The sequence below is a fragment of the Streptomyces sp. NPDC001851 genome (assembly GCF_040297165.1).
In the GTDB taxonomy this organism is placed as follows: domain Bacteria; phylum Actinomycetota; class Actinomycetes; order Streptomycetales; family Streptomycetaceae; genus Streptomyces.
This window is the reverse complement of the sequence record NZ_JBEOYR010000001.1, coordinates 328,235-349,184: the sequence shown is the minus strand read 5'-3', so window position 1 is coordinate 349,184 and position 20,950 is coordinate 328,235. Positions and strand designations below refer to the sequence as shown.

The 20,950-nt window shown below is 69.6% G+C and carries 20 protein-coding genes and 1 pseudogene; 9 read left to right on the top strand and 12 right to left on the bottom strand.

What is annotated here, in order from left to right:
* Positions 1-9 precede the first annotated feature (9 nt).
* Positions 10-591, top strand: a complete 582-nt coding sequence (locus ABT171_RS01625) for a hypothetical protein (protein WP_351238583.1) — start codon at positions 10-12, stop codon at positions 589-591.
* A gap of 7 nt (positions 592-598) precedes the next feature.
* Positions 599-1,219: an OmpA family protein gene (locus ABT171_RS01620; protein WP_351238581.1), complete on the top strand. Its 621-nt coding sequence runs from the start codon at positions 599-601 to the stop codon at positions 1,217-1,219.
* A gap of 27 nt (positions 1,220-1,246) precedes the next feature.
* Here the strand turns inward: ABT171_RS01620 and ABT171_RS01615 are convergent, their stop codons facing one another.
* The 4 genes from ABT171_RS01615 to ABT171_RS01600 form a co-directional block, all read right to left on the bottom strand.
* A complete protein-coding gene (locus ABT171_RS01615) occupies positions 1,247-1,759 on the bottom strand; it encodes a hypothetical protein (RefSeq protein ID WP_351238579.1) in 513 nt (170 codons plus the stop codon).
* Positions 1,760-1,803: 44 nt separating this feature from the next.
* A complete protein-coding gene (locus ABT171_RS01610; RefSeq protein ID WP_351238577.1) occupies positions 1,804-3,234 on the bottom strand; it encodes a hypothetical protein in 1,431 nt (476 codons plus the stop codon).
* A gap of 13 nt (positions 3,235-3,247) precedes the next feature.
* Positions 3,248-3,721, bottom strand: coding sequence for a hypothetical protein (locus tag ABT171_RS01605; RefSeq protein WP_351238575.1), 474 nt, complete (start codon positions 3,719-3,721; stop codon positions 3,248-3,250).
* A gap of 178 nt (positions 3,722-3,899) precedes the next feature.
* Positions 3,900-4,271, bottom strand: coding sequence for a DUF192 domain-containing protein (locus tag ABT171_RS01600; protein WP_351238573.1), 372 nt, complete (start codon positions 4,269-4,271; stop codon positions 3,900-3,902).
* Between the two features lie 140 nt (positions 4,272-4,411).
* Between ABT171_RS01600 and ABT171_RS01595 the strand changes: the two genes are divergently transcribed.
* Positions 4,412-5,284, top strand: a complete 873-nt coding sequence (locus ABT171_RS01595) for an LLM class flavin-dependent oxidoreductase (protein ID WP_351238571.1) — start codon at positions 4,412-4,414, stop codon at positions 5,282-5,284.
* 206 nt (positions 5,285-5,490) lie between these two features.
* On the opposite strand, the gene ABT171_RS01590 is transcribed toward ABT171_RS01595, so the two are convergent.
* Positions 5,491-5,973, bottom strand: coding sequence for a DinB family protein (locus tag ABT171_RS01590; protein ID WP_351238569.1), 483 nt, complete (start codon positions 5,971-5,973; stop codon positions 5,491-5,493).
* A gap of 841 nt (positions 5,974-6,814) precedes the next feature.
* Here ABT171_RS01590 and ABT171_RS01585 point away from each other — a divergent pair.
* From ABT171_RS01585 to ABT171_RS01570, 4 genes are all read left to right on the top strand, one after another.
* Positions 6,815-7,588, top strand: coding sequence for an isoprenyl transferase (locus ABT171_RS01585; RefSeq protein WP_351238567.1), 774 nt, complete (start codon positions 6,815-6,817; stop codon positions 7,586-7,588).
* 348 nt (positions 7,589-7,936) lie between these two features.
* Entirely contained in the window at positions 7,937-9,262 is a 1,326-nt protein-coding gene (phoH2, locus tag ABT171_RS01580; RefSeq protein ID WP_351238565.1) for an RNA 5'-3' helicase PhoH2, read from the top strand.
* A 400-nt stretch (positions 9,263-9,662) separates the two neighbouring features.
* Entirely contained in the window at positions 9,663-10,364 is a 702-nt protein-coding gene (locus tag ABT171_RS01575) for an aggregation-promoting factor C-terminal-like domain-containing protein (protein WP_351238563.1), read from the top strand.
* A gap of 140 nt (positions 10,365-10,504) precedes the next feature.
* A complete protein-coding gene (locus ABT171_RS01570) occupies positions 10,505-11,827 on the top strand; it encodes an AI-2E family transporter (protein WP_351238561.1) in 1,323 nt (440 codons plus the stop codon).
* A gap of 21 nt (positions 11,828-11,848) precedes the next feature.
* Here ABT171_RS01570 and ABT171_RS01565 read toward each other — a convergent pair whose 3' ends face one another.
* Positions 11,849-12,382, bottom strand: a complete 534-nt coding sequence (locus ABT171_RS01565; protein WP_351238559.1) for an alkyl hydroperoxide reductase — start codon at positions 12,380-12,382, stop codon at positions 11,849-11,851.
* A gap of 3 nt (positions 12,383-12,385) precedes the next feature.
* Positions 12,386-12,940 (bottom strand): peroxiredoxin, encoded by a 555-nt coding sequence (locus tag ABT171_RS01560; protein WP_069778975.1) that lies wholly within the window; start codon positions 12,938-12,940, stop codon positions 12,386-12,388.
* 133 nt (positions 12,941-13,073) lie between these two features.
* Here ABT171_RS01560 and ABT171_RS01555 point away from each other — a divergent pair, with 133 nt between their 5' ends.
* Positions 13,074-14,024: a LysR substrate-binding domain-containing protein gene (locus ABT171_RS01555; protein ID WP_351238556.1), complete on the top strand. Its 951-nt coding sequence runs from the start codon at positions 13,074-13,076 to the stop codon at positions 14,022-14,024.
* A gap of 28 nt (positions 14,025-14,052) precedes the next feature.
* On the opposite strand, the gene ABT171_RS01550 is transcribed toward ABT171_RS01555, so the two are convergent.
* The 5 genes and pseudogenes from ABT171_RS01550 to ABT171_RS01530 all read right to left on the bottom strand — a co-directional run.
* On the bottom strand, positions 14,053-16,395 hold the full coding sequence (locus ABT171_RS01550) for an ABC transporter permease (protein ID WP_351238554.1): 2,343 nt from the start codon (positions 16,393-16,395) through the stop codon (positions 14,053-14,055).
* Positions 16,392-17,081, bottom strand: a complete 690-nt coding sequence (locus ABT171_RS01545) for an ABC transporter ATP-binding protein (protein ID WP_351238552.1) — start codon at positions 17,079-17,081, stop codon at positions 16,392-16,394. The genes ABT171_RS01550 and ABT171_RS01545 overlap by 4 nt, the downstream gene beginning before the upstream one ends.
* Positions 17,078-17,602: a PadR family transcriptional regulator gene (locus tag ABT171_RS01540; protein WP_351238550.1), complete on the bottom strand. Its 525-nt coding sequence runs from the start codon at positions 17,600-17,602 to the stop codon at positions 17,078-17,080. Before ABT171_RS01540 ends, ABT171_RS01545 begins: the two co-directional genes overlap by 4 nt.
* Before the next feature lie 100 nt (positions 17,603-17,702).
* Positions 17,703-17,981, bottom strand: a complete 279-nt coding sequence (locus tag ABT171_RS01535; RefSeq protein ID WP_503072621.1) for a type II toxin-antitoxin system antitoxin — start codon at positions 17,979-17,981, stop codon at positions 17,703-17,705.
* A pseudogene (locus ABT171_RS01530) lies at positions 17,927-18,301 on the bottom strand (SPFH domain-containing protein); the annotation flags it as partial. The pseudogene ABT171_RS01530 and the gene ABT171_RS01535, both read right to left, overlap by 55 nt.
* Before the next feature lie 185 nt (positions 18,302-18,486).
* Between ABT171_RS01530 and ABT171_RS01525 the strand changes: the two are divergent.
* Positions 18,487-20,814 carry a transglycosylase domain-containing protein gene (locus ABT171_RS01525; protein WP_351238546.1) on the top strand — a complete coding sequence of 776 codons (2,328 nt, stop codon included), beginning with the start codon at positions 18,487-18,489 and terminating at the stop codon, positions 20,812-20,814.
* Positions 20,815-20,950 lie beyond the last annotated feature (136 nt).

Here is a 20,950-nt window from a genome sequence, read left to right as displayed (position 1 = left end):
AGCGGAGCGATGAGCATTCGGTTCACTGCGAAGGCCCGCAGGGGGATGGTCGCATTGACCGTTGCGGCTGGTCTGGCCGTGGGTGTGGCTGGTTGTGGTGGAGGTGGCGGCGACGACAAGAAGCCGGAGAGTCCAGCGTCCGCTTCCCGGACGTCCGGCTCCGACCCGAGTGCTCAGGAGGGGCAGTCGGACCAGCCGCTGGCCGAACTGAAGGGTTCGGACGGCCTGCTGCTCCAGATCAGCTCCGCGCAACGGGACTCCGGCGGCTTCATCACGGTGAACGGCACCCTGAAGAACGACGGCGCAAAGGATCTGCTCATCCCGGCTGCCCTCAGCGGCAACGAAACCGAGATCACCAAGAACGGCCCGTCCCTGGGTGGAGCCACCCTCGTCGACTCGAAGGGCAAGAAGCGCTACTACGTACTGCGCGACACAGAAGGCCGCCCGCTCACCACAACGGGCCTGGGCACCCTCAAAGGGGGCCAGTCGCTGCCGGTCTTCATGCAGTTCCCTTCACCACCCGCGGACACCCCTGAGGTGACCCTCCAACTGCCCACCCTCTCCAGCGCCACGATCAAGATCTCCGGGTGAGGCCAAAGTGACCACCACCCCCCGCCTCCCCGTCGTCACCTTCGCCCTCACCGCCACCCTCCTCCTGACCGCCACCCCGGTCCACGCGGACGACACGGACCCGAGTCAGCCCCCCGGCACCGCACCCTCCGCCACCGCCCCCGTCAAGATCGACCCCACCGACCCCGACCTCAAGCTCCCCGAGGGCGCCACCCTCGCCGCGCCCAAGGTGCTGGACATCAAGTCGGTCGTCGAAGACCAGAGCGGGGACGAGCGCCGCGAGGACACCAACGTCGACGTCACCTTCGCGCTCCAGGCCGAAGTCCTCTTCAGCAAGGACAGCGCCAAGCTCGGCGACGAGGCGAAGGCCCGGATCGCCACCATCGCCGTGGAGATCAAGAAGCAGAACGCGACCCAGGTCCGCGTCTTCGGCTTCACCGACAACCTCGGTTCCTCCGCCCACGGCGACATCCTGTCCAGGCAGCGCGCCAACGCCGTCCAGGCCGTCCTGGACCAGGACCTGAACGACCCGCACATCACCTTCGAGGTCCGCGGCTACGGCGAGCAGTACCCGATCGCCGACAACTCCACGGAGGAGGGCCGGAGGAAGAACCGACGGGTCGAGGTGTCCTTCCCCCGAAGCGGGTAGACGCGGGGCGCGGGCTGCGGCAGAGCTCTAAACGGCCCCGCTCAGATACACCTGGTCGTGCTGCGCGTCCATGGGATGCAGGGCGATGTTCAGCCAGTTCAGGTCTCCGTCACAGACCGTGCACACCGGCCCTTCAGTGACGTCGGCGAGTGTCTCCGGTTCCTTCAGGCCGAGGTGGGCGAAGGGGGTGGTCGGCGACTGCCCCTTCCCCGAGGCAACCGGGGTGTTCCGATGCAGCAGGGGGCTCTCGGGACGCAGCTTTCGAATGAATGCCTTGGTGTCGGCGTCGGGCAGCGTGAAGGCGAGCAGCACGCCGTCGTCCTGGAACCCTCGCTGGTACGCGGCTCTGAGATCCGCGGCCCGCGCCGGAATCGTCACCTTCATGAGTTTCGCGACCTGCGCAGGGGTCTTGCCTTCGACCCAGTACGGGATGCGGCGTCCGCCTTCAGACCCCTCGCGCACCGATGTCCGTGGCGCAGGCGACGATGAACAGGCAGCCAGCGAGCAGGCCAGGGCCGCACACAGGGTGCCGAGGACCACCCGGTTCCGGCGTGCGGAGCGGATCGGAGGAGAGGGCGTGTTCCTCATCGGGCGTCCCCGTTGCGCCCGATGTCCGTGCGCGTCCCGTCCCGTCCGGGATCGGCGGGGGCAGGCAGTGAACCCGATTCGGCGCCCAAGTCGTAGTGCCGCACCGTTCCACTGCCTCTCATGTCGTACTCCTTCGCCAGTCCCGTCCTGTGCAGACGAGCCATGTCCGCATCGGTCACGGTCGTCGGTCCGATCGGGGTGGCCTTTCCCGGGTCCCAGTTGTAGCGGTCCCAGACGTTCACCTGGTAGTCGAGGCCGATCTTCGGCTTGCCGTCGGCTCCCGGTACCACGGTGACCACACCGGTGGTGTTCGTCTGGGCGCTGCCGACCGCCAGATACCAGTTGCGATCGGTGTGCGTGTATCCGGTACCGGCGGATTCCACTGGAATCGCCACGGGCTTGCCGCCGGACTTCCGGTAGGCGTCCAGGGCCTCTTGCCGCCAGCGGTCCTGGTTCTCCGTGATGGATGTCTGGGCCGCGTTACGCAGTGCGGCGTCGTCGTGCATCATCCTGTCCACGTCGAGGTCGAGAGGTGTCCCGGTGCCCCGGAGGTAGTGGTCCATATTGCGGGCGGCGTCGGTGTGGCCGATGAAGTCGCCCGCGTTCGAAATGCCTGTCGCTTCCGCCAGGATCCAGTAGTCGTGCGCGGTCGGGTCTTCGACGTCGTACGGCCCGGAGCCGTCGTCGGGGGATATCTGCTTGACCGTGACGCCGAGGATTCCGGCGGACATCAGGTCGTCCTTGTGCTGGGACCACAGTTCGGCCCGCGCCTGGGGACTCAGTGATTCCCAGAGCCGTCGCAGTTCCGCTCTCTGCTGCGGCTTGGCGTCATCACCGAGTTCCGCGAGCTTTTGGGCCCGAGGCAGCATGTCCTCGTCGAGGGAGGTGTACGTGGCGTGGCCGGCGTTGTAGGGATCGTTGCCGTGGCTGCGGCTGAGTGCCCGGACGACGGCGGCGTCGATCTCCGCAGCGTGGCGGAGGAGGTCCGCCAGGGCGTCGGCGTACCACTGCATCAGCTCCTTGGACTTCTCCCCCTCTTCCTTCCCGTCGACGGTGCACATGGCGGGCATGACCTTCACGGTGCCGTTCTCATCGGGGACGACCACGTAGCCCTTCTGCCGCGCTTCGCCTTCCAGGTTCTTCGCCCTGCCTTGCAGGCCGACGAGTTCCTGGTGGGCGTCGTCCAGGACACTCCAGATGCTCTTGGCCTCGCTGTGCAGGTCGGCGCACTCCTTGGCCGTCTTGTCCACGAACTCACGGGTCACGGTCGCGTTGACCCCGGCCCAACGGGCGGTGTCGGCCTTGCCCTTCAGCCCGTCCTGGGCGTCCTTGGACAGCGTCTCGAGGTGTTTGACCGCCTGTGCCCAGGTGCCCACGGCGGTACCGAGTTTGCCCAGGTCCACGTCCAGCAGATCGCGGTAGTTCACGTCCCCGCTCCCGTCACTTGAAGTAGCTGTTCAGAACGGACGCGGAGACCGCGGACCCATCCCGGCCGCGCAGGTCGGCGGCGATGGTCTCGTCATCACGTGCGTGCAGCTTCTTCGAGTAGTCAAGGTGGTTCGAGATATGGGCGAACGCCTGCAGCACCGCTTTTACCTGAGAGGTCCAGACGGAAACAGTCGTCTCGAGACCCGCTCCCATCGCGAAATGGTGACTCTTCAGCGCAGCCGCGGCCTGCATCGTCGTGCCCGCGCCGTGGTCGTCAGCTCCCGCTCCCGCGATGTCGACCTGATCGTGAAGGCGAGCGTGGAGCTGGAATGCCTCGTGGCCGACGGCGCCGAGGTCGTCCTGATGGACGACGAGGTCAGCACCGCCCGTGCCGCCGGCGGTGTCGGCTGCGCTGTTCAGTCGCAGACGCGTCGATTGCTTGTCAGCAGCTCGGCTTTTCAGCTGCTCCCATTCGTCCCATGCCATGAGTCACGAACCCCCGTTGTGATGACCCGGCGATCTTGACTGACAGTTTACTTGCACACAACTAGACGTGGAAACATGGCTGTTCGGTCGTCGGCAGGTCCTCTCCGGCAAGGCTGGCCCCGGTCCTGATCGACACCGGCGCGGCAACCGGTACCTGCTCGCACGCCTGTCACTCGTGCTACGCCGCTTCGACGGCCACTCGCATCCCCGCTCGCAACCCCCACCCAGCCATGGAACCGGCCTCCGCCTCCAGCACATGCCGAGCCCTGAGGCGGGGCAGGCCCAAGCGGCCGGGGGACATCGTGCGGACCGCGAGGACGGTCAGGTGGCGGTCCAGGTAGGCGACGTCGATCGGGATGCGCATGCCGAAGGTGTGGACTCCGCTCGCCGGGGACAGCAGCATCGCCCCGGCGATGGAGTCCCGTCCCAGCAGTCCCTTCGTCCGGGCCCGGTAGGAAGTCGAGATCTCCAGCGGAACCGTCACCGCAGCCCCGTGGCCATTGCTCCCGTGCATGACCAGCCGGCCCCGCCCGTCCCGCCACCGTGCCATCCGAAGGCCACCTCCGCCGTGACCGTACCCACAGCACTGCGGGCCACTCCCGTGTGCCGCGTTCCGGGACCCGGGTGGGGGAAGGCGCCCAGGGAACAAGGGAGTTGCCCGGGCGACCGCCTCCCGCTAGGAAGAGGCCCATGACTGCACTCGGTGTCGTGTTCCGTCCCCAGCTTCCACCCGAGCGTCTGCGGGCCGTCGCCCGTGTCGCGGACGACGTGGGGCTCGAAGAGCTGTGGTTGTGGGAGGACTGCTTCCTGGAGGGCGGGATCTCGACGGCCGCCGCGGCGCTCGCGTGGACGGAGCGCGTGCGCGTGGGCGTCGGGCTGCTGCCCGTGCCCCTCAGGAACGTCGCCGTGACCGCGATGGAGACGGCGTCGCTGCACCGGATGTTCCCCGGCCGCGCGACCGTCGTCGTCGGGCACGGCGTGCAGGACTGGATGGGGCAGGTCGGGGCACGGGCCGCCTCGCCGCTCACCCTCCTCGGCGAGCATCTCGACGCCCTGCGCACCCTGCTGGCGGGAAAGCGGCTCACCGTGCGCGGGCGGTACGTCTCCCTCGACGACGTCGGCCTCGACTGGCCGCCGGAGCGCGCCGTGCCGGTCTTCGCCGGTGCCACCGGGCCACGCACGCTCCGCCTCTCCGGCGCCAAGGCCGACGGCACACTCCTCACCGCCGCCACCTCCCCGGACGGCGTACGACAGGCCCGGCGGCTCATCGAGGAGGGGCGGCGGGAAGCGGGGCGCGGCGAGCCGCACAAGGTCGTCGTCTATCTGCTGGCCGCCACCGGGCCCGGTGCCGGCGCCCGGCTGCGGACCGAACTCGCCGCCGAAGGACTGGAGTCGGCGGCGGGCGTGGGCGTCGCGGGGGACGCGGGTGCCGTCGCCGCGGCCGTACGACGGCTCGCCGAGGCCGGTGCCGACACCGTCGTGCTACAGCCGACCGGGGACGAGCCCGACCCGGAGGGCTTCGTGCGGTTCGCCGCCGAGGAGGTCCGGCCGCTGGTGCCGTAACCGCAGGTGGCGGGGTGTTGTCAGGGGCGGCTGCCACACTTCCCCGCATGACCGACGAGCGCGACGAGCAGCACGGCGAAGCGTCCCTGCGGGCTGTCACGGACGAGGACCTGTTCGTCTTCCTCGCCGATGAGCACGACCCGGAAGCGCTCAGGCGGTCGAGGTTCACGCCCCGGCCCCGGGACGCCTTCCTCAGCCGGCGTCCGTCACCGGGGATGGTCGCCGGTCGCGCCGTCGATCAGTTCCCGCAGGATGTCCATGTGGCCGGCGTGCCGCGCGGTCTCCTCGATCATGTGGACCAGCGTCCAGCGCAGGCTGACGGTGATGTCCTGCCAGGCGGGGCTGCCCTGGGCGGCCAGGGGCAGTGCGGTGATCATGGCGTCGGCGGCGGCGCGGGCGCGGCCGTAGAAGGCGGTGATCCGTTCCGTCGTCTCCCTAGGGGTGACCCGCATGTCGTCGTAGGGGTCGAACCACAGGGGCTCCGCCTCGCCGCCGAAGGTTCCCACGAACCAGCCGTACTCGACGCTGGCCAGGTGCTTCACCAGGCCCAGCAGGTTGGTGCCGGTCGGTGTCATCGGGCGGCGCAGCTGCTCGTCGTCGAGGCCGGTCAGCTTCCACAGCACGGCGTCCCGGTGCCGGTCGAGGCTCGCGTGCAGCGTCTGCTTCTCTCCGGCGGTGTAAGTCGTCATGCGGGCGGAAGGTAACAGGCCGCGCCGACAGCGTCCTGTGCGCGGTGCCTGGTACCTCTTCGACATCCGCAAGCCGACCCGCTGAGGCAGTTTCCACATTGTTATCGGCTCAGGTTCACATCTGCCCCACCCGTCACGTAAGTTCAGACCAAGGTTATTCGCGCAAGCAAAGCTGCGCGGGCGGCACCGCGCAGTGGAGGGGGCTGTGCGGTGCCGTGAAACCGGATGATCTTCCCCGCCGTCCGTAGCGGAACCGTCAAGTCGGGATTCGCTGACCGGGTAGCCCGTCGGAGGGACCCCGGCTGCGATCCGCCGATCTGCCCCAAGATGGCGCAAAGCTTACGGAATCCCTCTGAATTATTTCGTATCACGCCGATTTTCCCTGGGATTCCGCTGTGAATCGGCCATGAGACGCCCTAGAATCCACCGTTCCGCGCCCAGCGGGGCGTCGCTGGGCGACTCCGGAGAGTAGTTGTGGCCCGCCGATGCACCCACCATCCCTCACGAAGGGTTATGGTGGAAACCCCCCCTCGGGCCGGTCCGTCTCCCCCCCACGGACCGGCCCGTTTTTCGTCCCCGGCAGACGGTGGGTTCGTCCGGAACTCCGGAACACCAAGGACTCCGGAACAACAAGAACTCCGGAACTCCGGGAACCCCCGGGCGGGCGAGGGGCGTCCCCCCTCAGGGGCGCGGGACTGTACTCGTGGGTGACGGCGAGGTCGCACCCGCACCAGCCCCCGTCCTCCAACCCGGGCCGGAACCAAGCCCCCAGCGGGGGTAGGCTCAGCGGCTCGGGCAACCGTACGCACCGAACCCCCACGCCACACCCCCGGAGGGCCACGTGAACCTGCGCGACAACCTGCGCAGCCTGCTCGTCAGGCTCTACGCACGCCGGGTGGAGGGCCACCTCGACCACGATCAGGTGCCCAAGCACATCGGCGTCATCATGGACGGCAACCGCCGCTGGGCGAAGGCGGCCGGCTCCACCACCGTCCACGGCCACCGGGCCGGTGCCGAGAAGATCGAGGAGTTCCTCGGCTGGTGCACCGAGACCGACGTCGAGGTCGTCACCCTGTGGCTGCTGTCCACGGACAACTTCGACCGGCCGCAGGACGAACTCGGCCCGCTGCTCGGCATCATCGAGGACGTCGTCCGCACCCTCGCCGCCGACGGCCGCTGGCGGGTGCACCACGTCGGCACGATGGACCTGCTGCCGGCCGGGATGCAGCGCACCCTGAAGGAGGCCGAGGAGTCGACCGCCACCGTCGACGGCATACTCGTCAATGTCGCGATCGGGTACGGCGGGCGGCAGGAGATCGCCGACGCCGTGCGCTCCATGCTCCTCGACGCCCGGGACAAGGGCGTGTCGATGGAGGACCTCGCCGAGTCCGTCGACATCGACATGATCGGCCGTCACCTCTACACCGGCGCCCAGCCCGACCCGGACCTCGTCATCCGCACCAGCGGCGAACAGCGGCTGTCCGGATTCATGCTGTGGCAGACCGCGCACTCCGAGTACTACTTCTGCGAGGTCTTCTGGCCCGCCTTCCGCAAGGTCGACTTCCTGCGTGCCCTGCGCGACTACGCCGCACGTCACCGACGTTACGGCGGCTGAGCAGACTTGACGCCCCGCTGACCGCCACGGCAGCGGGGCGCTCCGTATACCCCGGTTCCGGTGGACTTAACAAGGAGTTCACCGGCACGCCGATGGCCGCTTTTGCATGGCGGCGCATGTTCGAGGGCATAAGCCAAACAGGTCGACACCCGAACCACGGGTGTCGGATCTCAGCGGGCGGCTCGGGGTCGTCCGCCCGGGAGGCCCTTTGCACCAGCCCGATCGTGCGGTCACTGCACGGAAGCAGCCGCGGAGGGCCGGTTCACGGCCCGCCGTTCGCGGGGGCCAGACACCGGTCCAGCTCAGCCTCGTCGCTCCCCGACCTCATCCGAGGGGGTACGTCCTTCCGTGGTGACCAGCACAAAGCGCCACAAGCCAGACCGGCGCACCTATGTTCTCGACACCAGCGTCCTGCTGGCCGACCCGAACGCCCTGACCCGCTTCGACGAGCACGAGGTCGTGCTCCCCATCGTGGTGGTCACGGAACTGGAGGCCAAGCGGCACCATCCGGAGCTCGGCTACTTCGCCCGCCAGGCCCTGCGCCTGCTGGACGACTACCGGGTGAAGAACGGTCGCCTCGACGCCCCCATCCCGATCGGGGAGCTGGGCGGGACCGTCCGTGTCGAGCTCAACCACTCGGACCCCAGCGTGCTGCCCACCGGCTACCGCCTGGGGGACAACGACTCCCGCATCCTGGCGGTGGCCCGCAATCTGCAGGCCGAGGGGTACGACGTCACGGTCGTGTCGAAGGACCTGCCGCTGAGGATCAAGGCGTCCTCCGTGGGACTGCTCGCCGAGGAGTACCGCGCCGAACTCGCCATCACGGAGAATTCCGGCTGGACCGGAATGTCCGAACTGACGCTGCCCGGCGAACAGGTGGACATCCTCTTCGAGGAAGGCCATGTGTATGTCCCGGAGGCCGCTGACCTGCCCGTGCACACCGGCCTGACCATCCAGTCCGAGCGCGGCAAGGCGCTCGGCCGGGTCACCGCCGAGGGCAACGTCCGCCTGGTGCGCGGCGACCGGGAGGCGTTCGGCATCAAGGGCCGCAGCGCGGAGCAGCGCATCGCGCTCGATCTGCTGCTCGACCCGGACGTCGGGATCGTCTCGATGGGCGGCCGGGCCGGCACCGGCAAGTCGGCGCTGGCGCTGTGCGCGGGCCTGGAGGCGGTCCTGGAGCGCCGTCAGCACCAGAAGGTGATGGTCTTCCGGCCGCTGTACGCGGTCGGCGGGCAGGAGCTGGGCTATCTGCCGGGCAGCGAGGCCGAGAAGATGAGCCCGTGGGCGCAGGCCGTCTTCGACACGCTGTCCGCGGTCACCAGCCGCGAGGTCATCGAGGAGGTCACCGCGCGCGGGATGCTGGAGGTGCTCCCGCTCACCCACATCCGCGGCCGCTCGCTGCACGACGCGTTCGTGATCGTGGACGAGGCGCAGTCGCTCGAACGGAACGTCCTGCTCACCGTTCTGTCCCGCATCGGCGCGAATTCACGGGTGGTTCTCACCCATGACGTGGCACAGCGGGACAATCTGCGCGTCGGTCGCTACGACGGTGTGGTCGCCGTCGTGGAGAAGCTGAAGGGGCACCCGCTCTTCGCGCACGTCACGCTGACCCGGTCCGAGAGGTCCCAGATCGCCGCGCTGGTGACCGAAATGCTGGAGGACGGTCACATCTGACCCGGTACGCCCGGTAGTTGGCGCCGCCCGGCAAAGGCATCAGAGCCTAGCCGGGCGGCGCCTTGGTGTGTGGAGCTTTCCGAAAATCCCGGGGGCCAAACGAGATGTGAGCTTTCACACTCAACGCAGAATTGCCACCCGGCGTCCGGTTACGGCAGAGTCTCAGTCCTGTCAGGCCCCGCATACGACACACCTGTACCCCCAGCGGTGCAGCACCACAGAAGCAACACCAACTCCATAGAGTTCGTCGTATGCCGCCCGCGCACCACGCGGCGCTCCCCGAGAGGGAGTTGCCCACCGGGCCCGTGCCTCCCGTGACCCCGCAGTTGGGAGGCCAGTGTCAGGGGCACGATTGCGTCCGCCAGGGTCACCGAAGCGGGCGATGCTGGAAGGAAACCGTGTGAGCCGGATTTCGGTCCGGGGATTCGCAGTGGCCTCGGCCACCGCGGTCACCGCCGTCGGAAGCGTCGTCGGAGTTGCCTCGGGCAGCGTCGCGCAGCAGAACAACAACGACGCCGAGGCGACGGCAGCCGACACCACGCTCCTCGCGGACATACCCGCGGGACAGCAGGCCCAGGTGCAGTCCGCGTCCCTGACGCAGCAGGCTGACGCCCAGGCCATCGCCGCGGACACGAGCGCCAAGAAGGACGCCGAGGAGGCGGCCCGCAAGGCAGCCGCCGAGACCGCGATCGCCAAGAAGGCCGCGGCCGAGCAGGCGGCCAAGCAGGCCAAGGAGCGCGCCGAGGCCAAGAAGGCGGCCAGCCGCGACAGCGCCCGGGACTCCTCCAGCTTCCCCGTCCAGAGCAGCTACTCCGTCGCGCAGATCCAGGCGATGGCGCGTCAGATGGTGGCGGGCGACCAGTTCCAGTGCTTCAGCAACATCGTGGACCACGAGTCCAGCTGGAACTACCAGGCGGTCAACGCCTCCTCCGGTGCCTACGGCCTCTTCCAGGCCCTGCCCGCCGGTAAGTACTCCTCCGCGGGTGCCGACTGGCAGACCAACCCGGCCACCCAGATCAAGTGGGGCCTCAACTACATGAACAGCCGGTACGGAAGCCCGTGCCAGGCCTGGTCGTTCTGGTCGGCCAACCACTGGTACTGACCCACCGGCCCCGCTCGACCTCGCGCAGCCCCTCCCCGTCCTCAGGTGAGGGGCTTTCGCCCTGTACGGTCGTACCCGGCATGCCTCCAGGGGGAGGAGAGGTGGCGAGCACGCGGGGACGCGGGGGAAGAGGACGGAACATGTCGCGAGTGCCAGGGTGGCTCGGCCGGCTGGGTGCCGGTCTCACCGAGATCAGCGAGCGCCTGGACGAGCGCCGCGCGGAGGTGGAGCAGGACAGCGAGCCGCTCGCCGCGTCCGAACCTCCCGCCCCGGCCGCCGCCGAGACCCCGCCCCCCGTCCGCCGGTCCGCACCCCCGGCCGGCGGCCACCGCCCCGACCCCGCCGAGGCCGTCCCGTGGGGCGTGCGGGTGGCGGCCGAGGCCGGCTGGCGGCTGCTGGTCCTGGCCGGCACCGTCTGGGTCCTGATGCGTGTCATCAGCGCCGTCCAGCTGGTGGTGTTCGCCTTCGTCATCGCCCTGCTCGTCACCGCGCTGCTGCAGCCGACGGTCGCCCGGCTCACCCGCCGCGGAGTGCCGCGCGGCCCGGCCACCGCGCTCACCGCGATCAGCGGGTTCGTCGTCATCGGGCTGATGGGCTGGTTCGTGACCTGGCAGGTCATGGAGAACATCGACACGCTCTCCACCCAGATCCAGTCCGGCATCGACGATCTGCGCGACTGGCTGCTGAAGAGCCCCTTCCACGTCACCGACAAGCAGATCAACCAGATCGCGAAGAACCTCCGCGAGGCGATCGGCGCCAACGCCGACCAGATAACGTCGGCGGGCCTGGAGGGCGTTCAGGTCATCATCGAGACCCTCACCAGCATCCTGCTGGTGTTCTTCTCGACGCTGTTCCTGCTCTACGACGGCAAGCGCATCTGGGAGTGGTTCCTGAGGCTGGTGCCCGCCGCGGCCCGCCCGGGCGTGGCCGGTGCCGGCCCGCGCGCCTGGAGCACCCTGACCGCCTATGTCCGCGGCACGGTCCTGGTCGCCCTGATCGACGCCATCTTCATCGGCATCGGCATCTACTTCCTGAACGTGCCGATGGCCGTGCCGCTGGCCGTCTTCATCTTCCTGTTCTCCTTCATCCCGCTGGTCGGCGCGGTCGCCTCCGGCGCGCTCGCGGTGATCGTGGCGCTGGTCACCCAGGGGGTCTTCACGGCGGTCATGACCCTGGTGGTCGTCCTCGCGGTGCAGCAGATCGAGGGCCATGTGCTGCAGCCGTTCATCCTCGGCCGCGCGGTCCGCGTCCACCCGCTGGCGGTCGTCCTCACGGTCGCGACCGGCGGCATGGTGGCCGGCATCGGCGGCGCGGTGGTGGCCGTACCGCTGGTGGCGGTGACGAACACGGTCGTGGGGTCCCTGCGGCAGTACTCGGAGGAAGTGCAGCAGCGCAAGGCCGCCGCCGTGGCCGCGGACGAGGTCGCGGCGGAGAACGCCGAAGGCCCCGCCCACCAGGGGTGAGCGGGGCCTTCGCGGAACCGTTTACTCGGCCAGCACGGCCTCGGTGTCGAGGGTGACGCCGACCGCCTGGATCACCGAGGCGATCTTGAACGCCTCCTGGATGACCTCGCGCTCCACGCCGGCCTTGCGCAGCACCTGCTCGTGCGAGTCCAGGCACATGCCGCAGCCGTTGATCGCGGAGACCGCGAACGACCACAGCTCGAAGTCGACCTTCTCCACGCCCGGGTTGCCGATGACGTTCATCCGCAGACCGGCGCGCAGGGTGCCGTACTCGTGGTCCGACAGCAGGTGACGCGTCCGGTAGAAGACGTTGTTCATCGCCATGATCGCGGCGGCCGACTTGGCGGCCGTGTACGCCTCCGGCGTCAGGTTCGCCTTCGCCTCCGGCTCCAGCTCACGCAGCACGATCGGGGAACGGGAGGCGATGGCGGTCGCCAGCACCGTGCCCCACAGCTGCTGCGCGGGCAGGTCGGAGTTGCCGATGACCGAGCCCAGGTTGAGCTTCAGGTCCTTGGCGTAGTCCGGGACGCGGGACTTCAGCGAGTCGAGCGACATGGGTCACTCACCGGCCAGCAGCGCGACCGGGTCCAGGGTGTCCTCGCCCTTGCTCCAGTTGCACGGGCACAGCTCGTCGGTCTGCAGGGCGTCCAGGACCCGCAGGACCTCCTTGGGGTTACGGCCCACGGAACCGGCGGTGACCATGGTGAACTGGATCTCGCGGTTCGGGTCGACGATGAAGACGGCGCGCTGCGCGAAGCCGTCCTCGCCCTCGATGCCCAGGTCGCGCATCAGCTCGTGCTTGGAGTCGGCCATCATCGGGAACGGCAGGTCGGTCAGGTCCGGGTGGTCCTTGCGCCAGGCGTGGTGGACGAACTCGGAGTCACCGGAGAAGCCGAGGATCTGGGCGTCGCGGTCGGCGAACTCGTCGTTCAGCTTCCCGAACGCGGCGATCTCGGTCGGGCAGACGAAGGTGAAGTCCTTCGGCCATGCGAACACGACCAGCCACTTGCCCTCGTAGGACTTGTGGTGGATCTGCTCGAACTCCTTGCCCTTCTCCAGCGAGACGCAGGCGGTCAGTTCGAACTCGGGGAACTTGTCACCGACAGTGAGCACATGCTCTCCTTGCAGCGAAGAAAGACCCCTTTTGAGGATCTTTCCCATGGGTTGGACTTTCTCGATGTTGGCACAGGGTGCATTGATTAGTGAAATAGCTACACTCGGTCATGTTGATCGGAGGTGGTTATCAGTGACCGGGAGTAATGGCAAACGGAGGCAGCCGAGCCTCGCCCAGCTGCGCGCCTTCGCCGCCGTCGCCGAGTACCTGCACTTCAGGGACGCGGCAGCCGCGATCGGAATGAGCCAGCCCGCCCTGTCCGGCGCGGTCTCGGCGCTGGAGGAGACCCTGGGCGTGACCCTCCTTGAGCGTACGACGCGCAAGGTGCTGCTCTCGCCCGCGGGCGAGCGTCTCGCCGTACGGGCGAAGGCGGTGCTGGACGCGGTCGGGGTGCTGCTGGAGGAGGCCGAGGCGGTCCGGGCGCCCTTCACCGGAGTCCTGCGCCTCGGGGTGATCCCCACGGTCGCGCCGTATCTGCTGCCGACGGTGCTGCGGCTCGTCCACGACCGCTATCCGCACCTCGACCTCCAGGTCCACGAGGAGCAGACGGCCAGCCTGATCGACGGCCTGGGCTCCGGCCGTCTCGACCTGTTGTTGCTGGCGGTCCCGCTCGGTGTGCCGGGGGTCGTCGAACTCCCCCTGTTCGACGAGGACTTCGTGCTCGTCACCCCGCTCGACCACTGGCTCGGCGGCCGTGAGGGCATTCCGCGCGAGGCGCTGAAGGAGCTGAACCTGCTGCTCCTGGACGAGGGCCACTGCCTGCGTGACCAGGCCCTGGACATCTGCCGGGAGGCGGGGCGCGAGGACGCCCCGGTGACGACGACGGCCGCCGGCCTCTCGACGCTGGTCCAGCTGGTGGCAGGAGGGCTCGGCTGCACGCTGCTGCCGCGTACGGCCCTGAAGCTGGAGACGACGCGGAGCAGCCAGCTCCTCACCGGGTACTTCGCCGAGCCGGCCCCCAGTCGCCGCGTCGCCCTGGCGATGCGGGCGGGGGCGGCGCGCTCCGCGGAGTACGAGGAGCTGGCCGCCGCGTTGCGCGAGGCGATGGGGGCGCTGCCGGTGCGGGTGCTGCAGGCGCCCTGACGCGGGCAGGGCGCCTGCAGCCCGTGAACTACTCCGTACGCAGCCCCTCCGGCCGCATCAACCGCACCAGCGGCGGCAGGCTCAGCACAGTGACCGTGAGGACCACCGCCGCACCCGCGCCGATCATCGACAGCAGGCTCGGCCAGTCCACGCCCACCGTCGCGCCCACCATCTTCAGCAGCACCGCGCCCAGCGTCATTCCGACGGTCGAGGCGAGCAGCAGGCCGAGGGCGATGGGGATCGCCGTCTGCCACAGCACCGACAGGCTCAGCGTGCGCCGCCGGGTGCCGAAGGCGACCAGCGACGACAGCAGCTTGCGCCGCTCGCGCAGCTGCTCCAGCTGGGACACCAGCAGGCTCGCGCCGATCAGGACCAGCACACACACGGCGCCGGCGAACGTACCGGTGCGGATGGAGGTGAACTGCGCCGAGCGCTCGGTGGACGACCACACCATCGCGTCCGCCAGCGGGTCGATCCGCGCCGCGGTGTTGCGGACGTATTCGTGCGCGTCCGGCAGTGACTCGTCCAGCGCGAGGAACACCGATCCGGCCAGCGTGGCGCTCATCCGCCGGGACACGGCGCCCGGGGTCACCAGCACACCGCTCTCCTTGAAGCCGACCGGCCCGGTGAGCGCGCGGCCCCGCTTCAGGTCGCCGGGCACGGTCCACAGGACGTCCGGGCCGCCGCCCGAGCGGTCGCTCGTGTCGACATGGAGGGTGCGGCCGGGCCGGGCGAGCTTCGCCACGTCGGCGTCCCGGTCCCCGCCGGTCACCGCGAAGACGTCGCCGTCGTGGCAGTTCGGCAGGTCGGCCATCTCCCGCAGCGAGGCGCAGGTGCCGACGGTGAGGCCGACGGTGTTCGCCGGCCCCTTGTCGGAACTCCAGCGACCGTCGCCCAGCTGGGAGCTGCCCACCGAGGTGGCCTTCCGTACGCCCTTGGTGGCGGCGAACTGCCGGGCGGCCGGGAGGAAGGGGACACCCCGCGACAGGTTGACCTGCATCTGCACCCGGCCGGTGTCCTTCGCGTTGACCTTGGTGTAGTCGTCCTGGACCCCCGCGAACAGCATCTGCAGCGCGATCGCCCCGGCCACCGCGACCGCGATGCCGTTGACCAGGCGGGCCGCCGAGCCGCTGCTCAACTGCAGCCGTCGTACGGCCAGTTGCCAGGACAGCCCGCCGTGCCCGAGCCGGGCCACGACCGCCTCGACGACCCATGGCAGCAGCGCGGTGACACCGACGAGCAGCAGCAGGACGCCGCCGATCACCAGGTACTCGTTGAAGGTGCCGTTGTCGCGGCCCTGTCCGATCATCGGCGCGAGGCAGGCGAGGCCGCCCAGCGGCAGCAGCAGCCGCCACCACAGTCGGCGGCGCGTGGGCTTGGCCGTACGGACCACGCCCAGCGGCTCGATGACCACCCCGCGCAACGCGAACAGCGTGACCAGCACCGCCGCCGCCGGAACGGCGAGGGCGACCAGGGCGGCAAGCGCCGGGGAGGGATCGAGATAGCTGGGGAACACGCTGACGCCCACGATCTCGACCGAGCCCGCGAGCTGCCGGCCGAGCAGGAAGAAGACGGTGCCGAAGACCAGCCCGAGCAGCGAGCCGGCGAGCGCCTCGCCCGCCGCGATCCGCCGGGTCATCCGGCTGTCGGAGCCCACCAGCCGCAGCGCGGCCAGCCTGCGGTCGCGCCGCTCGCCGCCGAACCGTACGGCCGTGGCGATGAACACGGCGACCGGCATCAGCAGCACCACGAAGACGACCAGCACCAGCAGGATCAGCACCGGGTCGGCCTTGTCCGCCTTGGACGCCTGCTGGGGACCGAAGTGGTCGATCCGGGCCGTCCGCCAGCCGTCGATGCGGGGGGCGAGGGCCTTCGCGCCGGCGTAGTAGGCGAGTTCGTGCGAGCCGATCAGTCCGGGCTCGGCGATCGTCCCGACGATCCGGTACGGCAGCCGCTCGCGCAGCAGCTTCCCGTCCGCCGAGCCGAGGAGGTGCTTCAGCGCGGGGGAGACGACCATCTCGCCGGGCGCCGGGTACGTCGTGAGGCCCGGTGCGAGCGGTGCCCGCGGACCCTCGGGCTCCACCAGCCGGCCACGCACGTCGCTGCCGCGGAAGGTGCTGTCGATGTCGGAGATCACCAGGGTGTTCGCGGCCTTCGGCCGGGACGGACCGTAGGTGTAGTCCAGTCGGTCCTGGTTGCGCTGGTCCCGTACCGCCAGCGCGTTCGGGATCGCGGTCGTCAGCAGCAGCAGCGCCACGCCGAGGCCGACGCCGACCGCCGTCAGCAGCATCCGGACCCAGCCCTCGCGCCCGCCGGTGAAGGCGAACCGGACGCCCATGCCGAGGTCTCTGGACCATTGGCGGGCACTCATATGGCGCGCTCCATGTCCCGGGACCTGCCGTCGCGTACGACGATCTCGCGGTCGGAGTAGGCGGCCACCCGGGCCTCGTGCGTGACCAGGACGACGGCCGCGTTGGTGGAGCGGGCCGCGTCGGTCAGCAGCTCCATCACGCGTTCGCCGTTGAGGGAGTCGAGTGCGCCGGTCGGCTCGTCGGCGAAGATCACCCGGGGTTCGGTGACCAGCGCCCGCGCCACCGCGACGCGCTGCCCCTGGCCGCCGGAGACCTCGCCGGGCCGCTTGCCCTTGAGGTCGTCCACCTCCAGCCGTTCCATCCAGCCGAGCGCGGCCCGCTCGGCCTCCTTGCGGGAGGTGCCGTTCAGCCGCAGCGGCAGTGCCACGTTCTCCACGCAGGTCAGCTCCGGGACGAGCTGGCCGAACTGGAAGACGAAGCCGAACTCGCCGCGCCGCAGCGCACTGCGTTCGGTGTCGCTCATGCCGGTCAGTTCCCGGCCGTCGTAGGTGATGGACCCGGAGTCGGGCGGCACGATGCCGGCGAGGCAGTGCAGCAGTGTCGACTTGCCGGAGCCGGAGGGGCCCATCACGGCGACGACCTCGCCGGGGTGGACGGAGAACTCGGCGCCGTCGAGCGCGACCGTCGGGCCGTAGGCCTTGCGCAGGTTGTCGGCGGTGAGCAGGGAGCCGGGGGGAGGGGTCATCGGGCCACCGCCGCACGGAGCTTGTCCAGGCGGGCCGCGGTCAGCTCCAGCCAGCGCAGGTCGGCCTCCAGGTGGAACAGCGCGTGGTCGCAGATCAGCTGGTCCGCGAGGTCGCCCTTGCGCTTGCGGTCGGTCAGGATCCGCATGCTGCGCAGGTGCTCGGCACGCTGGGTGTCGAGGATGAGGGAGGCGTCGCGGTGGGTGAGGAGGGCGAGGACGACCTTGGTGTACAGGGTCGACTGCAGGTACTCCTCGGGCTTCTCGGGGGTGCCGAGCCACCGGTCGACGTCGGTGATGCCCGCGTCGGTGATGGCGTACCGCTTGCGCTCGGGGCCGTCGCCCGCCTCGATGCCGTCGACTTCCACGAGGCCGTGCTTCAGCAGCCGGGACATCGTGGAGTAGACCTGGCCGTAGTGCAGCGGCCGGTCGTGACCGAACTTCTCGTCGAAGGCCCGCTTGAGGTCGTAGCCGTGGCGCGGGCCGGACTCCAGGAGCCCCAGAAGGGTGTGACCGATGGACATGCGGAGCACTCTACACACGGTGTATACCCCGCATGTATACGCCGAGTGCAGTGATCATGGCGGGCAGTACGGCGGTGCAGGTGGCGGCCCATTGTCACGGTTATGACACAGGCGGCCTGCCCCTGCGCGGCAGCGGGCCGGTGTCCTTCGGCAGTCGTCCCGCCTCCGCCAGCGCCTTCCTGAGGAGGAACTCGATCTGCGCGTTGGCCGACCGCAGCTCGTCACCGGCCCAGCGGGCCAGCGCCTCGTAGACCGACGGGTCCAGCCGCAGCAGTACCTGCTTGCGCTGCTGCGGCCGTCGCTTCGAAGTCCGTGAAGGGTCCGTCACCGGTGGAGGGTCCCGGTGCTGAGGACCGGCTGCGGGGCCCGGTCCCCGCACAGCCCGACCATCAGGGTGGACACCATCGCCGCCTCCCGCTCCTCGTCCAGTTCCACGATGTCCGCCTCGGCGATCCGGCCGAGCGCCGTCTCGACCAAGCCGACCGCCCCGTCGACGATCTGGCGCCGTGCGGCCACCACCGCGCCCGCCTCGGCGTTGCCGCGCAGCGACAGGCCGTCGTCCACCTCGAAGGTGGCCTGGGCGGTGTCCTGGACCTTCCGGACCACGACCGCGGCCGGCTCGATCGGGCTGCCGTACGCGTCGTGCACGGACATGGCGGTCCCCGTTTCTCGGGAAGCCTGCGCCCCGCGGGTCTGGCTTTCTTCTATCAAAGCGATATCACTTTAACGGGTCGAAGCAACCCCCCGGCCTCCGAAACCGTCGGTTCCCACGGGGCAGGTGCTCATTCTCACGTCCGTAAAAGAACGGATCGGACGCCCTTTGTCATATAGGCGAGTGTTAGCTTTCGGAGCTGACCCCAAGACGGAAGTGAGCGTAGGGACCCATGGGACGAGCGGAAGAGAGACGAGCGCGACAGCGCGGTGGCCGCCGCGCGGCGCCCAAACGCCGCCCCTCCGTGCCCATGGCGGCAGCCCCGGCCGACGCCAAGCCGCCCAAGGGCCGCATACGCAGGCTGTTCACCTGGAAGAAGGTGCTCGGCACGTTCTTCGGGCTGTGCCTGCTGGTGATCGCGGCCTTCATCGGGCTGTACATGTACGTGGACATCCCGCAGGGCAACGCCGCCGCCCAGTTGCAGAGCAACATCTACAAGTACAGCGACGGCACGATGCTCGCCCGCACCGGCCAGCTCAACCGTGAGAGCGTCGACCTCTCCGAGGTCCCCAAGGACGTCCAGCGCACCTTCGTCGCGGCCGAGAACAAGAGCTTCTACCACGACTCCGGCGTCGATCTGAAGGGCACCGCCCGCGGTGTGCTCAACACCGTGATGGGGCGCGGCACCCAGGGCGGTTCGACGATCACCCAGCAGTACGTCAAGAACTACTACCTGGACCAGAACCAGACCGTCTCGCGCAAGCTGAAGGAACTGGTCATCTCGCTGAAGCTGGACCGCCAGAAGTCCAAGGAGTACATCCTCGCGGGATACATCAACACCAGCTACTACGGCCGCGGCGCCTACGGCATCCAGGCCGCGGCGCAGGCGTACTACCACAAGGACGCCAAGGACCTCAAGGTGGAGGAGGGCGCCTACCTCGCCGCGCTGCTCCAGGCGCCGAACCAGTACGACTGGGCCCTCGCGACCGACACCGGCAAGAAGCTGGCGAAGGCCCGCTGGAACTACGTCCTGGACAACATGGTCAAGCAGCACTGGCTGGACGCGGGCAAGCGCCAGACCATGCGGTTCCCGGAGCCGAAGGCGCCCAAGGCGGCGCCCGGCATGAAGGGACAGACCGGCTACCTGGTGGACGCGGCCAACGCGGCACTGGAGCGGCGACTGGTCGCCCAGGGCCAGGCCGCCACCATCGGTGACGCCGAGGCGCTGGTGAAAAAGGGCGGCTGGACCATCACGCTCAACATCGACAAGAAGAAGCAGCACCAGCTGGAGCAGGCCGTCAAGGACCAGCTGACCGGCCGGCTCGACCCGAAGAAGCGCCCCGTCGACGCCAACGTCCAGCCCGGCGCCGTGTCCGTCGACCCGAAGACGGGCAAGGTCCTCGCCATGTACGGCGGCGCGGACTACTTCAAGCACTACCGCAACAACGCGACCCGCACCGACTACCAGCCCGCCTCCACCTTCAAGCCGGTGATCCTGGCCGCCGCGCTGGCCGAGGGCGCCACGACGCAGGACGGCCAGCCCATCACGGCGAGCACGGTCTACGACGGCACCAGCGGCCGCCAGGCCGTGGACCACGGCAGAAAGGTCGGCTTCGGCCCGCCCAACGAGGACGACAAGAGCTACGGCCCCATCACCGTCCAGACGGCCATGAACCAGTCCGTCAACTCGGTCTTCGCCCAGATGGGCATCGACGTGGGCATGGAAAAGGTGATGGAGGTCGCCGGCAAGCTCGGCATGGACACCCAGGGCATGGAGCCGGTTCCCGCGCAGACGCTGGGCTCCATGGGTGCGAGCCCGCTGGAGATGGCCGGCATCTACGCGACCCTCGACAACCACGGCAAGAAGGTCACCCCGACGATCATCAAGTCGGCCGACCACAAGGACCGCACCGTCACCATCCCGGACCCGATCGGCGACCAGGTGATCCCCCCGCAGGCCGCCGACACCGTGACCTCCGTGCTCACCGGCGTGGTCGACGACGGTACGGCCAGCCAGTCGGTGGCGGCCAACCCGGCGCGCGACGGCCAGCAGGTCGCCGGCAAGACCGGTACGTCCGACAAGAACAGGTCGGCCTGGTTCACCGGCTACACGCCCGGCCTCGTCACCTCGGTCGGCCTGTTCGGCGAGGACTCCAAGACCCACGCGCAGGTGCCGCTGACCGGCGCGGCCGGCCTGCTCGACGACCTGGGCCGCCCCGCCCGCATCAACGGCGGCGCCATCCCGGCGAAGATCTGGGCCGCCTACACCTTCGAGGCGATGGACGGCGTCACCAAGTTCGAACTCGACACCACACAGGGCGCGGCGATCCAGCCGACCGTGCCGCCGTCGCACTCCCAGTCGCCGTCCAGCACGCCGTCGCACACGCCGACCAGCAAGGCGCCCAAGCCGTCGCACTCGCCGCACCCGAAGCACTCGCACAAGCCGACCGAGCCGCCGACGACCCAGCCGCCCACACAGCCCACGACCGAGCCGCCGACGACCCAGCCGCCGACGGCCCCCACCACACCCGAGGACCCGCTCGACCCCGGCAACCAGTAGAAGACATGAGGGAGGGGCGCCCGGCATCCGCCGGGCGGCCCCCCCCCCAGTTCGGGGCGCGCCCCCCCCCGGAAGCGAGCAACACACCACCCATGCGCGTGGAAGCCCGGGGGGGCCCCCCCCCCCCGCCCCCGGG

Bases quoted from the DNA above. Each gene is read 5' to 3' on its own strand.
- ABT171_RS01570 (WP_351238561.1), top strand. From the start codon at position 10,505: ATGTCGCGAGTGCCAGGGTGGCTCGGCCGGCTGGGTGCCGGTCTCACC.
- ABT171_RS01545 (WP_351238552.1), bottom strand. From the start codon at position 17,081: ATGACCCCTCCCCCCGGCTCCCTGCTCACCGCCGACAACCTGCGCAAG.
- ABT171_RS01550 (WP_351238554.1), bottom strand. From the start codon at position 16,395: ATGAGTGCCCGCCAATGGTCCAGAGACCTCGGCATGGGCGTCCGGTTC.
- ABT171_RS01600 (WP_351238573.1), bottom strand. From the start codon at position 4,271: ATGGCACGGTGGCGGGACGGGCGGGGCCGGCTGGTCATGCACGGGAGC.
- ABT171_RS01625 (WP_351238583.1), top strand. From the start codon at position 10: ATGAGCATTCGGTTCACTGCGAAGGCCCGCAGGGGGATGGTCGCATTG.
- ABT171_RS01540 (WP_351238550.1), bottom strand. From the start codon at position 17,602: ATGTCCATCGGTCACACCCTTCTGGGGCTCCTGGAGTCCGGCCCGCGC.
- ABT171_RS01590 (WP_351238569.1), bottom strand. From the start codon at position 5,973: ATGACGACTTACACCGCCGGAGAGAAGCAGACGCTGCACGCGAGCCTC.
- ABT171_RS01525 (WP_351238546.1), top strand. From the start codon at position 18,487: ATGGGACGAGCGGAAGAGAGACGAGCGCGACAGCGCGGTGGCCGCCGC.
- ABT171_RS01605 (WP_351238575.1), bottom strand. From the start codon at position 3,721: ATGGCATGGGACGAATGGGAGCAGCTGAAAAGCCGAGCTGCTGACAAG.
- ABT171_RS01565 (WP_351238559.1), bottom strand. From the start codon at position 12,382: ATGTCGCTCGACTCGCTGAAGTCCCGCGTCCCGGACTACGCCAAGGAC.
- ABT171_RS01595 (WP_351238571.1), top strand. From the start codon at position 4,412: ATGACTGCACTCGGTGTCGTGTTCCGTCCCCAGCTTCCACCCGAGCGT.